The sequence below is a fragment of the Marinomonas sp. ATLA20 genome (assembly GCF_057180105.1).
Map to the genome: position 1 here is coordinate 11,699 of NZ_JBXUKU010000013.1, position 16,859 is coordinate 28,557.

Here is a 16,859-nt window from a genome sequence, read left to right on the forward strand (position 1 = left end):
GTTAACCTATTTATTATAAAGGAATTAACTAGATGCAATCATTATCCTTAAAATATTCTCGGTAAAAAGCAGTATAAACATTAAAATATAGGCGGCCTTACAATATGAGTACTTATGCGGCGATAAGCGATCTTTCTTTTTTACTGGTCGAACCTTCAGACATGCAAAAGAAAGTAATAACAAAAGCGCTGGAAGACGCTGGCATCAAACAAATAGAGTATGCCAATAGCATCGAAGAAACCATAAAATCATTAGCCTCTTTTCCTCCCGATCTAGTTATATCCTCAATGTACCTTCCTGACGGCTCAGCCAATGACCTCATTGACCGCATCAGAACAAACAAAGACTCTGAAAACCAGTGCTTTATGCTGATCTCAAGTGAAAGAAACAGGGATCACCTAGAACATTTAAGACAATCTGGGGTACTCGCCATTCTCCCTAAACCATTCAACCAAAGAGATCTAACCCGAGCCATTCACGCCACCTTAGACCTAATTGTTGAAGAAGAAATTGACCTTGAGCTATTTGACCCCAAAACCCTGAGAGTATTAGTTACTGATGATAGCCGCATGGCACGAAAACATGTCAGCAAAACACTCAACACCATGGGCATTGAAGAAATAGAATTTGCAGAGAATGGCAAAGAAGCTATCGCCCTTCTTAACGAAATGGAATTTGACCTTATTGTCACTGATTACAATATGCCTGAAATGGATGGCAAAGAGCTAACCGATGCCGTTCGAAAGGATCCCGCCCTGGCTCATATACCAATACTAATGGTAAGTTCAAACTCGGAAGACAGCCAATTGTCAAATATAGCTCAAGAGGGCGTTGACGCGATCTGCGGGAAACCTTTTGAACCAAGCGTGGTACGAAAACTGCTCGCCCAAATATTAAATTAGTATTCCTGAATACTTTCACGAAAGCAAAAAAAAGAGCCTAAGCTCTTTTTTTTGCAGATAAATCAAGACAATCAGTGTTAGACCATGCTCATTAAATCCGATACGATTTTCTGATTAGCTTCTGGGAACTGGTAGGCCGACAAATCAGAAATAGCCACCCAACTCACTTGCTGCCCCTCTCTTCCTTCTGGCTCACCATCAAAAGCCGTGACCTTATAGAAACAAAGCTCAACTTGCTTATCTCCATAATCATGGGCAATGGTTTTAAAAAAAGAGCACTCCGTGACAACAATACCACACTCCTCCTTTAACTCTCGCACCAAAGCAGTCTCAGCCGACTCGGAAGGCTCACACTTACCTCCAGGAAACTCCCACAAACCACCTTGATGCTGACTGGAGTTACGTAGAGCAATAAAAACCGTATCAGCACGAAGGATGACACCAACAGCCACTCTAACTAACATTAGGTGCGGTACTCTGCATTAATAGTCACATATTCGTGAGAAAAATCCGTCGTCCAAACAGTATCAGATTCAGATCCCATACCTAAGTCGAGCACTATATGTATTTCTTCAGGTGCCATTGCCTGCTTGCCATGCTCTTCCAAATAATCTGGAGATCGACCACCATCACGAGCCACTTCAAAACCGTTGATGTGAAGCTGAACACGATCAACATCTAAACCATCAACGCCAGCACGACCAACTACCGCCAAAATTCGCCCCCAATTAGGGTCAGAAGCAAATAGCGCAGTTTTAACGAGAGGCGAATGTGCAATTTCAAATGCAACTTTCGTCGCATCAGACTCAACAGCAGCACCAACAACCTCTACGGTAACGAATTTAGTCGCCCCCTCTCCATCGCGAACAATGGCATGAGCCAACTCCTGCATAACCTCAGTAAAGGCAACAATAAAAGCTTGTGCCAATGGCTCATTTACAGAAGTCACTTTAGCATTACCAGCCATACCTGTTGCAACAGCCACACAGGAATCATTGGTAGAAGTATCGCTATCAACAGTAATTCGGTTAAAGCTTTTATTAACCACGTCCTTCAATATCGCGTGAAGAACATCAACGTCCATTGCGATATCACTGCAAACATAACCCAACATGGTCGCCATGTTAGGACGGATCATGCCGGCACCTTTTGATATACCCGCAATGGAAAAGCTTTGACCACCAAACTCGAAAGTACGAACCGAGCCCTTAGGCAAAGTGTCGGTGGTCATAATACCAACACCCGCAGAGCGCCAGTTATCAGCAGATAAATTCGCAAGTGCCTTAGGAATAGCCGCAACAATTTTAGCTACCGGCAATGGCTCGCCAATGACACCTGTTGAAAAAGGCAAAATAGATTCAACACTCACGTTAGTCTCGTGGGCCAAAACCTCACAAGTCTTTAAAGCAGTATCTAGCCCTGATTTCCCCGTGCCTGCGTTCGCATTACCTGTATTGATTAACAAATAGCGGCTGCCAGACAAACCTAAATGCTTCTGACAAATACGCACAGGAGCAGCGCAAAAAGCATTTTGAGTAAAAACCCCAGCAACAGAGGCACCTTCGCATAACTCAAAAATCACAACATCTTTTTTGTTGGGCTTTTTAATGCCAGCTTCTGCGACACCAATTCTAATTCCTTTTATTTCAGGAATATGAGGAAAATCATGCAACCCTACAGCCATTTAAGCTTTCTCCAATTAAATAAGACTACCGTGACACTGTTTGTATTTTTTACCTGAACCACACGGACACGGCTCATTACGACCTACTTTAGGATACTCTTGGGCATCAGCAGAGCCCGAATCCCCTTCAGCTAACGAGTTCAGAGAATCGTGAATCATGTTAACGGTTGTTTTTTCTTCTTGCTTTTTACGAGCCTCTTCAATCTTCTCAGCTTCTTCAGCAGACTGAACTTTCACACGAGTAATAATTTGGATCACTTCGTATTTAATTTGCTCTAGCAGCCCTTGGAACAACTCAAACGATTCACGTTTATATTCTTGCTTAGGGTTTTTCTGAGCGTAACCTCGCAAGTGAATACCTTGTCTAAGCATATCCATCGTCTGAAGATGCTCTTTCCACAGAGTATCAAGAACCTGTAATAACACTTGTTTCTCAAAAGACCGAAAAGGCTGCTCGCCAGCAATGTCTTCTTTCGCTTTATAATCACTTACAAAGGCATCCAGAATCTTCTGACGCAAAGGCTCTTCATATAATTTCTTATCTTCTTCAACCCATTTTGCAACTGGAAGCTCTAAACCAAATTCATTACGCGCCTTCTCTTCCAATCCCTCAAGGTCCCACATATCGAAGATGCTTTGCGGTGGAATAAATTCATCAATCAGACCAGTAACAACTTCTTCTCGCATTGCGGAAATAGCTTCAGAAAGATCTTCAGACACCATCATGTCAAAACGCTGACGATAAATTACTTGGCGCTGATCATTTGCCACGTCATCGTATTCTAGCAACTGCTTACGAATATCGAAGTTACGACCTTCTACTTTACGCTGAGCCTTTTCAATCGCGTTTGAAACCATTTTATGCTCAATGGCCTCACCCTTCTCCATTCCAAGAGCCATCATCATTTTCTTGATGCGATCAGACATAAAGATGCGCATTAAATTATCTTCTAGAGACAAGTAGAAACGCGAAGAACCAACATCACCCTGACGACCAGCACGGCCACGCAACTGGTTATCAATACGGCGAGATTCATGGCGCTCAGTACCAATAATATGCAAACCACCTGCCGCCAACACAGACTCATTACGAGATTTCCAATCCGCTTTCAGCGCATCAATAGCCTCTTGACTAGCACTTTCACCTAGCTGAGCTAACTCAACTTGCAAGTTACCTCCGAGCACAATATCCGTACCACGACCTGCCATATTAGTCGCAATAGTCACTGCTCCTGGACGACCTGCATCAGCAACAATTTCAGCTTCACGCTCATGCTGCTTAGCATTAAGAACATTATGCTTAACATTTTTCTTAAGTAGATAATTAGATAAAAGCTCAGAGTACTCAATAGACGCCGTACCAACCAACACAGGACGGCCTTGCTTAACGATCTCTTCAATATCCAATACAATGGCTTCGAATTTGTCTTCAGTAGACATATAAATCAAGTCATTGAAGTCTTTACGCTGAACCTGACGGTTTGTAGGGATCACAATAACGGATAAGCCGTAAATCTGCTGAAACTCAAACGCTTCAGTATCAGCCGTACCTGTCATACCAGACAGTTTGTCATACAAACGGAAATAATTTTGGAAAGTGGTGGATGCCAAAGTCTGACTTTCGGCCTGAATAGTCACACCTTCTTTAGCCTCTACAGCCTGATGAATCCCCTCAGACCAACGTCGACCAGCCATTGTTCGACCTGTATGCTCATCAACAATGACGATTTGATCGCCCTGAACCACATAATCAACGTTCTTTTTGAAAATCACGTGCGCTTTCAAACAGGCATGAACATGATGCAACAAAGAAAGGTTCCCAGCCGCATATAGGCTCTCACCTTCTCCCAACAATTCTTGTTCTACTAGCCAATTTTCAACAAAAGAATGACCTTCTTCTGTTAACTCAATACTGCGTTGCGATTCATCAAAGACATAATGACCACTTGGCTCTTCATCTTCAGTCTCTTCTTGCTTCACCAACAAAGGAGCCAAATTGTTGATCTTACGGTATTGCTCAGAACTGTCCTCAACGGCACCAGAGATAATCAGAGGCGTTCTAGCCTCATCAATCAAGATGGAGTCCACTTCATCAACGACTGAGAAGTTAAGATCACGCTGAACACGGTCTTCCAAACGAAATACCATATTATCGCGGAGGTAATCGAAACCAAATTCGTTATTTGTACCGTAGGTAATATCACACAAGTATGCTGCTTTCTTCTCGTCACGATCTTGACCAGAAAAAACCACTCCAACACTCATGTCTAAAAATTCATATAAAGGACGCATCCAGTTAGCATCACGCTTAGCCAGATAGTCGTTCACAGTCACAACATGTACGCCTTTAGATGACAAAGCGTTTAAGTAAACTGCTAAGGTTGCTACAAGCGTTTTACCTTCACCTGTACGCATTTCAGCGATCTTACCTTCATTTAGAACCATGCCACCAATGAGCTGCACATCAAAATGACGCATTCCCATCACTCGACTACTACCCTCGCGGACAACAGCAAAAGCCTCAGGCAGAATAGATTCTAGTGACGCACCGTTTACGAGACGATCACGAAACTCACCAGTTTTACCCGACAAATCATCATCTGATAATTTGTGAAAAGATTCTTCAAGTTGGTTTATTTGTGCAACGACTTTTCTATATCGTTTAACTTCTCGGTCATTCTTTGTGCCGACAATTTTTTTAATTACGGTTCCTAACATCTTGAACTCATCGTAGCCAATTAGTAATAAGGACAGTCTATCATGGTAATGTGTGACAAAACATGAAATATCAAGGACCTAAATACAAAAAAACCAGACATATAGTCTGGTTTTTTAAAATGCGATCAAGAAATAATCACTTACTAAGCACCGACAAAAGCAGGCTCCACATAAGAAATTGGAGTCGTTTGCGCGTCATCTTCGAAAACAACATATTCCCAAGCATCTTGATGTTCAAGCAAAGCAAGCAATAACTTATTATTCAAAGCATGGCCAGATTTGTAAGCTTTATACTCACCAATCAAACTATGACCTAGAAGGTATAAATCACCAATCGCATCCAATACTTTATGACGAACCAATTCATCACGGTAACGTAGACCTTCATCGTTTAGCACACGGTAGTCATCAAGTACGATGGCATTTTCCATGTTTGCACCACGAGCAAGGTTATTGTTTTTAAAGTATTCAAGATCCTTCATAAAACCAAATGTTCTCGCACGACTAATTTCCTTAACGAAAGTGGTCGTTGAAAAATCAAATGATGTACTTTGAACATCTTCGCCAATAGCTGGATGCTGAAAGTCAATAGTGAAAGACAAGCGAAAACCAGAGTGAGGCTCAAGAGAAGCGAATTTATCACCCTCATCAACTCTAATCGGCTTCTTCACTCGAATAAATCTTTTTGGTGCACTCTGGGCCTCTAGACCTGCCGATTGCAGAAGAAAAACAAAAGGACTAGCACTTCCATCCATAAGAGGAATTTCACTAGCACTCACTTCTACATAAGCGTTATCTACACCCAAACCAGCCATTGCTGATAACAAATGCTCTACAGTACTTACCTTCACATCACCCTGACATAAAGCCGTAGCAAAATTTGTTGATCCGACTGCTCGCGCATCACCATGAATCTCTACAACTGGATCCAAGTCTGTACGAACAAATACAATACCTGTATTTACAGGCGCAGGCTTTAGTGTCAAATACACCTTCTCGCCAGAGTGTAAACCCACCCCAGTTGCTCGAATAATGTTCTTAAGTGTGTGTTGGCGTACCATTATATTCCTACAATTTTATGACTGGATACTATTCTTTACAAAATAGTATCAATAACACATTTTTTATACAATCCAGCACCGTAACATTGCACTGATTTTGCTTAAATTAATCAGCTTGACGACGTAAAAATGCCGGAATGTCCAAATACGATAATTTATCGCCACTTGAAATAGAGGCAGAATCAACAGACTCTTTCTTTTCATCCAAGTTTTTCTCTACCACTTCAGCCTTCACATGCTGCTCAGGCTTCGGCACAGATTGAGCCACAGTTGCTTTTGCGCTTTCGCTATCAACAACTTGTTCAACCTTCGCCATAACTGGTTGAGAGACAACAGATTCACCAACAGCAGACTTCATTTCGACTGCGGAGCGACCCTCTAAACCAGTTGCAACCACCGTGACTCGCATTTCATCACCTACACTAGGATCAATTGCACAACCAATCACGACAGTAGCATCTTCCGATGCATATTCTTCAATAATCCCACCAACCTCGGTAAACTCAGACAAACCAACTTCTTCGTTTGCTGTAATGTTTACCAGCACGCCACGCGCACCTCTGAGATTAATATCTTCCAGTAGAGGATTATGTATTGCAGCCTCAGCAGCCACCCTAGCTCTATCCTCGCCAGATGCAGACCCCGTCCCCATCATCGCCATACCCATTTCAGACATAACCGTTCTTACATCTGCAAAGTCGACGTTGATTAAACCAGGTCGCATAATCAAATCTGTAATACCCTGAACCGCATTAAACAAAACATTATTTGCTTCGCCAAACGCTTTCAGTAATGAAATATTCTTACCTAAAACTGGCAAAAGACGCTCATTTGGAACGGTAATCAAAGAGTCGACATTTTCGCGTAACTCCTTCACACCTTCCTCGGCAACTTTTGCACGACGACGACCTTCAAAAGGAAAAGGCTTAGTAACAACAGCCACCGTCAAAATCCCCAATTCGCGCGCCACTTTAGCAATAACTGGCGCGGCACCTGTACCGGTTCCACCACCCATACCCGCGGTGATAAAAACCATATCAGCGCCAGTCAACAACTGGGTGATTTTCTCTTGATCTTCTAAGGCCGAATCTCTACCCACTTCTGGATTTGCCCCAGCACCCAACCCTTTAGTAATGGTTGAACCAAGCTGTAAAGAAACTCCTGTTTCAAAACCTATCAGTGCTTTAGAGTCAGTGTTGGCACAAATAAACTCAACACCTTCCAATCGGTTTTCAAGCATATGACGCACGGCATTACCACCGCCACCACCAACACCGATTACTTTAATTACAGCATTATCTGATAAATTATCTTCGGCTAAATCAAAGACATTCATGGGCTTATCGCTCCTCAATAAATTCACAATCAATTCTGACTAAATATAACTTTGAAACCAGTGTTTTAATTTCTGCCATGCCTTCGTTGCACTGAAGGACGGCCCGATTTCTTTTTTAGGTGCCAGAACTGATGTTTCTCGTTTAGTTTGCGCCTTAGACATCATCCGTTTCGAGATCTCGGTTACTTCAGCCTCTTTACTACCATAAGCCAATAATCCAACACTTGTTGAATATATAGGGTTATCGACAATGTCAGACATTCCTTTAGTACAATCTGGTAAAGATAATCGAATTGGCATCTGAAAAACCTTCTCAGCCAATTCTGCCGCCCCTTCCATAAGTGACGTACCACCAGTAATTACAATACCTGCAGGGATTCGCTCGGCATACCCACTGCGTCTTAATTCATCCAGAATTAAATTATAAATTTCTTCATATCTTGCCTCAACAACCTCAGTCAAAGCATGACGAGTGATTGATCTTGGCTGACGATCACCAACACTAGGCACTTGAAGAACCTGATCAGCAGATGCCATTGAAGACATGGCACACGCATATTTCACTTTGATTTCTTCCGCATGCTGAGTTGGCGTACGTAAAGCCATCGAAATATCATTTGTTACCTGATCACCAGCAACAGGAACCACTGCGGTATGATGCAATGCACCATCAAGCCAAACAGCAATATCAGATGTTCCCGCACCGATATCAATCAAGCAAACACCTAAATCTTTTTCATCTTCACTAAGCGACGATTCACTAGAAGCCAGCTGGGACAAGATGACACCATCAACCCCTAGGCCACATCGCTTAATACACTTCTCAACATTCATCACAGCGTTAACAGCACCCGAAATCAAATGCACATTCGCCTCAAGCCGAACACCAGACATTCCAAGAGGGTCTTTAATACCTTCTTGAGAATCTATGTGATACTCCTGCGGCAATATATGAAGCACTCGTTGATCTGAAGAAATTGGCACCGCTTGAGCCGCATCAATAACTCGATCAATATCTTCTTGCTGCACTTCGCCATTTTTAACAGCAACAATACCATGAGAGTTTAAGCTGCGAATGTGGCTACCAGCAACACTGACATAGACAGAATGAATATTACACCCCGCCATTAATTCTGCCTCTTCAACCGCACGCTGAATTGACTGAACCGTTGACTCAATGTTGATTACCACACCACGCTTCATACCCTTTGAACTATGAGAGCCAATACCGACAATTTCCAAACTACCATCAGCTAGAACTTCGCCAACCAAACAGATAACTTTCGATGTGCCTACATCCAAACCGACTATCATTTCACCTTCCCGGCATTACGTGTTGTTTTGACAAAAACCAAAACCTTATTGTTCAAAAAAGCAACAAACAGGCCAATATCAATTATTTTTTTTCCAACCTACAGCTACCCCATGAGGATAGCGAGCATCGACTGACGTTATTTGATCTATTCTACCCGATAAATCACTTTTATACACCGCTATAAAGCGCTGCAACCTTTCTAAAATCTCATTCCTACCAAGCTTAACCGCTATACCATTGGTGAAAATAATGCTCCACGCCCCTCTTGGCTCTAAAGTAAGTGTCGAGACACGAAGAGAGGTTGAAGCCAACACCTGACTCACTAAACCAAATTGCTCTAGCACAACATCGCTTGAGTCTTCAGGGCCATATAATTTAGTAAGCGGCAAATTAGGCACCTTATGAGGGGTAATAACAACCGCAGAGGTGGATATCAATTGCCCATCCCCCCAGTATGCTAGAGGCGTATGCTCATGAACAAGCACCTGCAATGTATTTGGCCAAACTTTACGAATCTCTGCACTTGCCACCCACTCCGATGACAAAACCGTGGCTAGAGCATCAGATAAAGAAACACTTAAAAGACTCTGCCCCAGCAAAGAAGAATAATCAGACTGCAATTCTTCTTCCGTGGCGTACTTCAAGTCACCTTTAATCTCTATTTTCTGAATAGCAAACCAAGTTTCAGGAGAATCATTCCCCTGAAAAACAGCCACCAATATCAATAAAACCGCCCCGATTAGTGCCGCTACCCTCATAAATTAATTACGCCCTACTCTATCCCAAGCATTCAGCGCAATTTTCTCCACAAGTGAAGCGTAATCGATACCTACATAGCTAGCTGCCATTGGCACTAAGCTATGAGAGGTCATACCTGGCGCAGTGTTTACTTCCAACACCCAAAATACACCAGCCTGATCGCGCATTATGTCAACGCGCCCCCATCCAGTACAACCCAAAGAGCGATAAGCATCAAGCGCCAGCATTTGCAATTCATTCTCATCATCCTCATCTAAACCACAAGGCAGCAAATATTCGGTATCATCCGCTATGTATTTAGCCTCGTAATCATAAAGCTTATGGTCTGGAGCAGGTTTTAGACCTATTGCAGGGTACGCAATATCATCGATTACCGTAATGGTAAACTCAGGACCATCGACAAACTCTTCAACCAACACATCTGAATCATATTCAAGCGCTTTTAAAAGCGCATCATCAAGCTCTGCACGATTCATTGCTTTATTGATACCAATGGTTGACCCTTCTCTAGAAGGCTTAACGATCACTGGATAGGACATCTTATCTTCAATCAAATCTGCATCAGCATGCCCAACAAAAGATAAATACGCTGGCGTCGGAATCCCAATACCATTCCAAAAACGTTTAGTTAGCACTTTATCCATTGCTAACCCACAAGCTAAAGGTGAACTACCGGTATAAGGTTTGCCAAACATTTCAAGCAAAGCCTGAACTCGACCATCCTCACCTTCTCCACCATGCAGAGCAATGAAAGCAAGATCAAATTCAATAGACTGTAACTGCACAATAGGATCCAACTCGCCACTTGGACCATAGAGATCCAGCTCTACCACCTGAAAACCTTTTGAGCGAAGCCCTTCAGCGACAAGAGGCCCACTCTGCATAGAAACATCACGCTCTGCAGAACGGCCACCAAAAATGACGGCAATAACTGATTCTTTAAGTGCTTTTGACATATTAAATACCGCTCACTGATAAATTCTTCGCAACCATACCGATATCGCCAGCACCTTGCGTAATCAACAAATCACCTTCACGCAAGACATTGCTCAAGATAGAACGTAGATCCGCCTCACTCCCAACATGAATAGGGTCAACATTACCGCGCTGACGAATACTGCCACACAAAGAACGACTATCAGCACCATTAATAGCGGTTTCACCAGCCGAGTAAACATCCAACAAAAGCAAAACATCGACCTGAGAGAGAACTCTGACAAAATCCTCATACAGGTCACGAGTTCGAGTATAGCGATGCGGCTGATAAACCATTACTAAACGCTTCTCAGGCCATCCCGCTCGAATGGCTTTGATCGTCGCCAACACTTCACTTGGATGATGGCCATAGTCATCAACAAACATAACATCTGAACCATTAGGAAGCGCCAATGGTTTTTGCTCTTGGAAGCGACGTCCCACACCTTCAAAGCCCATTAGCCCAGCTTGAATAGCCGTCGCCTCAACACCCAAATCCGTAGCAACAGCTATAGTCGCAAGCGCATTGAGTACGTTGTGACGACCCGGCATCGGTAGACGAATTTTCAGTGGCTCACATTCAGGGCGGTGAGCTAAAAACTCACAGTATCGACCCGTCTGTACTATATCGGTTGCGTAAAAATCCGCCTCTTCATCAATAGCGTAAGTTAAAACTGGACGACTTAAATGTGGCAAAATTTCACGAACATTTTCATCATCAACACACAAAACCGCTAAACCATAGAAAGGCAGATTGTGCACAAACTCAATAAAGGTATGCTTCACCTTTTCAAAGTCACCACCATAAGTATCCATATGATCTTCATCAATATTGGTTATGATCACAGTTTGTGGCTGCAAATGCAGGAATGACGCATCACTCTCATCAGCTTCTGCTACAAGGTAAGCACTACTACCTAATTGCGCATTCGCCCCAGCACTAGTCAAACGCCCACCAATAACAAATGTCGGTGCTTCGCCAGTTGCCGCCAATACAGATGCCATCAAGCTTGTTGTTGTCGTTTTGCCATGAGTCCCAGCGACCGCAATACCATGGCGATAACGCATCAACTCAGCCAACATTTCTGCTCTACGAACAATAGGAACCCTATTCTCTTTACCCCAAATAATCTCTGGGTTCTGCTCATTGACAGCAGTAGATACCACAATCACGTGAGCGTCATAGACATTTTCTTCCAAATGCCCAAGATAAATTTTAATACCAAGGCCTTCAAGACGCTCAGTAGTTGATGATGACTTAAGGTCAGAGCCAGAAACCCTATACCCTTGGTTATGCAACACCTCTGCAATGCCGCACATACCAACACCGCCAATCCCAATAAAATGAATATTCTGAATACGACGCATCGTAGGGATATCGTACTGAGCTTTAATATCAATCATGATTTTATTAACCTTAAACAATGTGCAACAACATCTTGCGTTGCATTTGGATGAGCAACCAATTTGGCCTGCTCCCCCATTTTCAATAATGTCTCTTCACCTTCTACAAAACTAGCAAGCAAAGAAATGATTTTGTCACAATTTAATTGCGGCTGAGGTAGCAAATAAGCGGCCCCAACGTTTTCTAAATAGCGCGCATTCGCAGTCTGGTGATCATCTATTGCATACGGGTAAGGGACCAAAATAGAAGGCAAACCTGCCACTGCCAGCTCACTTACCGTCATAGCGCCTGCACGGCACAAAACAATATCAGCCCAATAATAGGCCTGATCCATATTATCTAAATAGGCTTCAACACGGGCATCTACACCGGCTTCTTTGTAAAGCATCGATACTTCGTCAAAATTTCGAACACCCGTCTGATGCCAAACATCCAAACGCTGCGAGAAAGACCATTTAGCTAAGACTTGTGGAATGACGTCATTAATCGCCTTAGCACCCAAACTACCACCAACAACAAGTAGTCTCAGCGGTCTTGCTACTCCATTTCTAGATACACGAACACGCTGATCCAGAATATCGCTTCGAATAGGGTTACCCACACTAATAGCATTTGGCAAAGCACCATCAAAAGCCTGTAATCTTAGACTCGCCAACTTTGACAGAAGAGTATTTGTTGTCCCAGCAATGGCATTTTGCTCATGCACAGCCAATGGAATACCTAAAAGCTTAGCTGCCACACCACCCGGACCGGCTACAAACCCACCCATACCTAATACAACATCGGGCTTCACTTTTTGTAACACAGCCACAGCTTGACCGATTGCATGCAAAATTCTGAAAGGAGCGACTAACAGACCTAATATCCCCTTACCTCTGACCCCTTTAATGGAGAGAGAATGCAAAGAAATATCATGCTTAGGCACAAGAGACTCTTCCATCCCGCCTTTGGAGCCAAGCCATTGAACCTCGACACCTTTATCCTTAAAACTATGAGCACAAGCCAATGCTGGATAAATATGACCGCCGGTTCCGCCAGCCATTATAACGACTCTTTTCACATCGCTCATATCGTCTTCTCTTTCATTTCCGCCAATTCACCAGAACCACCATCCCTCTGTGCCCGTTTGTTCTCAATATCAACACGCGCCACAACAAACAAGCTACCTAAAGTAATTATCAAGCTACTGCCGCCATAACTAATCAACGGTAAAGTCAGCCCCTTGGTTGGTAAAAAGCCTGTATTCACACCTATATTAATAATAACCTGAGCCAAGATTAGAATTGAAAAACCAAAACACATATAAGCAGCAAACGGACGAGATAGCGTCATAGCCTGACGACCAATTTTAAAAGCACGGGCGACCATCAATGCAAACAAGCATATCAACAACAAACCACCAAACATGCCCGTTTCTTCAACCCAAATAGAAAATACAAAATCCGTGTGAGCTTCAGGTAAATAGGACAACTTCTGAACGCTATTCCCCAAACCTAAACCAAACCACTCACCACGACCGTAAGCGATTAAAGCCTGACTAAGCTGATAACCCTCATTAAAAGGATCAGCCCATGGATCTATAAAATTCATCAAGCGCTTTAAGCGATAACTTTCAGAAATTGCAACAACGCCTAGCATGGAAACAGCACCAACCATCAATAGCAAAAACTGATACAAGGGTGCTCCACCCAAAAACAACAACACCATTACAGTGCCCAATAACACGACAGAGGCACCAAAATCCGGCTCAAAAAGCAAAAACAAAAGAAAAATGCTGCATAAGCAAAGCGGAAGAACGAAGCCAACCCAACCTTCTCGTACCCGGTCAGCTCTTCGCACTAGATAGCCAGAGACATAAACCACCATACACACTTTTGCAACTTCTGATGCTTGAAGGTTAAAAACCACCAAATTGATCCAACGACGACTGCCATTAACACTTTTTCCAATTCCGGGAATAAGAACAAGAATGAGTAAGATAAGAGACAGCCCCATCATCAAAATCCCCCACTTCTGCAGCTGATGCGTGGGCAAAGACAGTAGAATCCAACCAAATAGCAAACCGATGGCAAGATATAAACCTTGCCTTCCCATAAAGAAATAAGGGTGACCATGAATCGTTTCAGAGATAGAAATGGACGCACTAGAAACCATGACCATCCCTAGCGCCAAAATAGAAACAATAGCGGCAACAAAAATAGCATCAACCTGAGCAAACTCACGAAGAGACACTCGATCAAACACTTTTAACCATGTCATAACTCAGCTACCAAACGAGCAAAGTGAGCTCCGCGCATTTCGTAGTTTTTATACATATCCAAGCTTGCACAAGCAGGCGAAAACAAAACTATTTCACCTTCTTTACTGCTCTGTCCAATATCAACCACAATCTCATCTAAGGTTTCAAAGCGCTTAATCATTGAATCCGGTGACAAGACTTCCGCAATGCGATTGGCATCTTTACCAAACAAATACACAGTGCGTACCAGATCCTTAACAGGTTTAGTAAGAGCGCTAAAGTCTGCGCCTTTCCCTTCCCCTCCAGCAATCAGCACAATATTTTTATTTGCCACTGAACCAAGTCCTTGAAGCGCCGCCAACGTCGCTCCAACATTGGTGCCTTTTGAATCATTAATATAGGTCACACCATTAAGAGTTCGAACCGTTTCACATCGATGCGGCAGACCTCCGAACTCTTTCAATACATTCCCAACGGCCTCAGACATCACCTCTACACCAAGCAACTCTAGCATTGCCAAGGCAGCCAGAACATTGGCGTGATTATGAGAACCCTTTAACGCGATTTCGGACGTATGATAAAGACGCTCAACACCTTTACACAACCAAGCCCCATCACCATCTTTAAGCATGCCATATTCTTTTAAATCAGGACTTTTGGTCGTAAAGGCACGAACAGGCACACCTTCAGCCAACAGTGGAGCCGTTAATATATCCTGTTTATTACAGACAGCCGCCTTGCAACCACGATAGACTTTTTGTTTGGCACGTTGATACTCATAAAGATCCTTATAACGGTCCATATGATCTTCGGAGACATTGAGAAGACAAGCCAGATCAGCCTGTAATGCGTGCGTTGTTTCAAGCTGAAAACTAGACAACTCGATCACGTAGAAATCGGTATCAGGAGATAATAAATCTAACGCTGGCAATCCCAAGTTGCCGCCAGCTTTGGTATTTTTCCCACTCGCCTGGAGCAACAAAGCCACTAACGTCGTGACGGTACTTTTCGCATTAGAGCCAGTTATGGCAACAAAAGGAGCATCCGCATAATCACAAAACAAATCAATATCACCACGCATCACAACGCCACGCTCGGCCAAACGAGCCAAAACAGGTGTGCGCAATGCAATTCCGGGACTCACGAACAACTCAGTCACTCCGAGCGTTTCCAGCACATCGAGACTACCGGTGAAAATTCGCTCATCAGAACAAAACTCTTTTGCCTGTTCCAAGCCTGGTGGATTCTCACGAGAGTCCACCACATAAAACTCAATTCCCTTGCTCGCTAAAAAACGTACGCAAGACAAGCCTGTCGCACCCAAGCCGACAACGGCTCTTACCCGATCTGACCCGATCAACGACATGCAAAACTCCTAACGTACTTTTAAGGTGGCAAAACCCACTAAAACAAGACAAACAGTGATAATCCAAAAACGCACAATAACTTTAGGCTCAGCCCAGCCTTTTAGTTCAAAGTGGTGATGTATGGGTGCCATCCTAAATATTCTTCGCTTGGTCAACTTATAGGAGGCGACTTGCAAAATAACCGACACTGTTTCCATCACAAAAACACCACCCATGATGAACAACACGAGTTCTTGACGAACGATAACAGCAATTGTCCCCAGCGCCGCACCTAATGCCAAAGAACCTACGTCACCCATAAAAATCTGCGCAGGGTAAGTGTTAAACCATAGAAAGCCCAAACCCGCCCCAGCAAGAGCAGCACAAAACACCAGCAACTCCCCGGAACCATGTACATAGGGGATGAGCAAATAATCTGCAAATCGGATGTTACCGGTCAGGTAGGCAAACACACCAAGCGCCCCCCCCACTAACACAGTCGGAAGAATCGCCAACCCGTCTAAGCCATCGGTTAAATTCACCGCATTACTGGTGCCGACAATAACGAAATACGTCAGCACAATGAAAAACATACCCAAAGGGATCGCGACATCTTTAAAGAGAGGCACAATTAAGGCCGTTTCAGCAGGCGTACTCGCCGTATAGTACAAATAAAACGCCGCGGCCAAACCGAATATACTCTGCCAAAAATATTTCCATCGACCAGGAAGACCACGAGGGTTTTTCTCAACCACTTTTCGATAATCATCTACCCAACCAACAACACCAAATGCCAACATAACCAACAAAACAACCCATACATATTGGTTACGCAAATCACCCCATAAAAGCGTGCTGACAGAAATCGAGAAAATAATGAGCGCACCACCCATCGTCGGCGTGCCCGCTTTTGACAAATGCGTTTGAGGTCCATCACTGCGAACCGCCTGCCCAATTTGCAGACGCTGCAACAAAACAATGACCTTGTTGCCAATCAATAGTGAAATAGCCAATGCTGTAAGAACACCCAAGATGGCACGTAGAGACAAGTAATTAAAGACCGTAAAAAATGTATGGTATTTACTTAAATAAGCCGTTAACAGAAGTAACATTGGTAAG

The 16,859-nt window shown here is 43.4% G+C and carries 14 protein-coding genes; 1 reads left to right on the top strand and 13 read right to left on the bottom strand.

Going from position 1 to position 16,859, the window contains the following annotated elements; all coding sequences use genetic code 11:
* Window positions 1–104: 104 nt before the first annotated feature.
* Window positions 105–902, top strand: a complete 798-nt coding sequence (locus tag AC2A4J_RS17470; protein ID WP_255824995.1) for a response regulator transcription factor — start codon at window positions 105–107, stop codon at window positions 900–902.
* A gap of 77 nt (window positions 903–979) precedes the next feature.
* Here the strand turns inward: AC2A4J_RS17470 and mutT are convergent, their stop codons facing one another.
* The 13 genes from mutT to mraY form a co-directional block, all read right to left on the bottom strand.
* Entirely contained in the window at window positions 980–1,366 is a 387-nt protein-coding gene (gene mutT, locus AC2A4J_RS17475) for an 8-oxo-dGTP diphosphatase MutT (protein ID WP_255824996.1), read from the bottom strand.
* The gene (gene argJ / locus AC2A4J_RS17480; protein WP_484176935.1) at window positions 1,366–2,586 is read right to left on the bottom strand and encodes a bifunctional glutamate N-acetyltransferase/amino-acid acetyltransferase ArgJ; all 1,221 of its coding nucleotides are present in this window, start codon (window positions 2,584–2,586) and stop codon (window positions 1,366–1,368) included. The genes mutT and argJ overlap by 1 nt, the downstream gene beginning before the upstream one ends.
* A gap of 15 nt (window positions 2,587–2,601) precedes the next feature.
* Window positions 2,602–5,304: a preprotein translocase subunit SecA gene (secA, locus tag AC2A4J_RS17485; protein ID WP_484176936.1), complete on the bottom strand. Its 2,703-nt coding sequence runs from the start codon at window positions 5,302–5,304 to the stop codon at window positions 2,602–2,604.
* A gap of 143 nt (window positions 5,305–5,447) precedes the next feature.
* Window positions 5,448–6,365: a UDP-3-O-acyl-N-acetylglucosamine deacetylase gene (lpxC, locus tag AC2A4J_RS17490; RefSeq protein ID WP_484176937.1), complete on the bottom strand. Its 918-nt coding sequence runs from the start codon at window positions 6,363–6,365 to the stop codon at window positions 5,448–5,450.
* A gap of 106 nt (window positions 6,366–6,471) precedes the next feature.
* Entirely contained in the window at window positions 6,472–7,701 is a 1,230-nt protein-coding gene (gene ftsZ, locus AC2A4J_RS17495) for a cell division protein FtsZ (RefSeq protein ID WP_484176938.1), read from the bottom strand.
* 39 nt (window positions 7,702–7,740) lie between these two features.
* Window positions 7,741–9,015, bottom strand: coding sequence for a cell division protein FtsA (ftsA, locus tag AC2A4J_RS17500; RefSeq protein WP_484176939.1), 1,275 nt, complete (start codon window positions 9,013–9,015; stop codon window positions 7,741–7,743).
* 78 nt (window positions 9,016–9,093) lie between these two features.
* Complete coding sequence (locus AC2A4J_RS17505; protein ID WP_484176940.1) at window positions 9,094–9,774, bottom strand: cell division protein FtsQ/DivIB; 681 nt, start codon at window positions 9,772–9,774, stop codon at window positions 9,094–9,096.
* Between the two features lie 3 nt (window positions 9,775–9,777).
* Entirely contained in the window at window positions 9,778–10,731 is a 954-nt protein-coding gene (locus AC2A4J_RS17510; RefSeq protein WP_484176941.1) for a D-alanine--D-alanine ligase, read from the bottom strand.
* A gap of 1 nt (window position 10,732) precedes the next feature.
* Window positions 10,733–12,154: a UDP-N-acetylmuramate--L-alanine ligase gene (murC, locus tag AC2A4J_RS17515; RefSeq protein WP_484176942.1), complete on the bottom strand. Its 1,422-nt coding sequence runs from the start codon at window positions 12,152–12,154 to the stop codon at window positions 10,733–10,735.
* Complete coding sequence (gene murG, locus AC2A4J_RS17520; RefSeq protein WP_484176943.1) at window positions 12,151–13,224, bottom strand: undecaprenyldiphospho-muramoylpentapeptide beta-N-acetylglucosaminyltransferase; 1,074 nt, start codon at window positions 13,222–13,224, stop codon at window positions 12,151–12,153. Before murG ends, murC begins: the two co-directional genes overlap by 4 nt.
* Window positions 13,221–14,414 carry a putative lipid II flippase FtsW gene (ftsW, locus tag AC2A4J_RS17525; protein WP_484176944.1) on the bottom strand — a complete coding sequence of 398 codons (1,194 nt, stop codon included), beginning with the start codon at window positions 14,412–14,414 and terminating at the stop codon, window positions 13,221–13,223. Before ftsW ends, murG begins: the two co-directional genes overlap by 4 nt.
* Window positions 14,411–15,760, bottom strand: coding sequence for a UDP-N-acetylmuramoyl-L-alanine--D-glutamate ligase (gene murD, locus AC2A4J_RS17530; protein WP_484176945.1), 1,350 nt, complete (start codon window positions 15,758–15,760; stop codon window positions 14,411–14,413). Before murD ends, ftsW begins: the two co-directional genes overlap by 4 nt.
* Window positions 15,761–15,769: 9 nt before the next feature.
* Window positions 15,770–16,852 (bottom strand): phospho-N-acetylmuramoyl-pentapeptide-transferase, encoded by a 1,083-nt coding sequence (gene mraY, locus AC2A4J_RS17535; protein WP_484176946.1) that lies wholly within the window; start codon window positions 16,850–16,852, stop codon window positions 15,770–15,772.
* Window positions 16,853–16,859 lie beyond the last annotated feature (7 nt).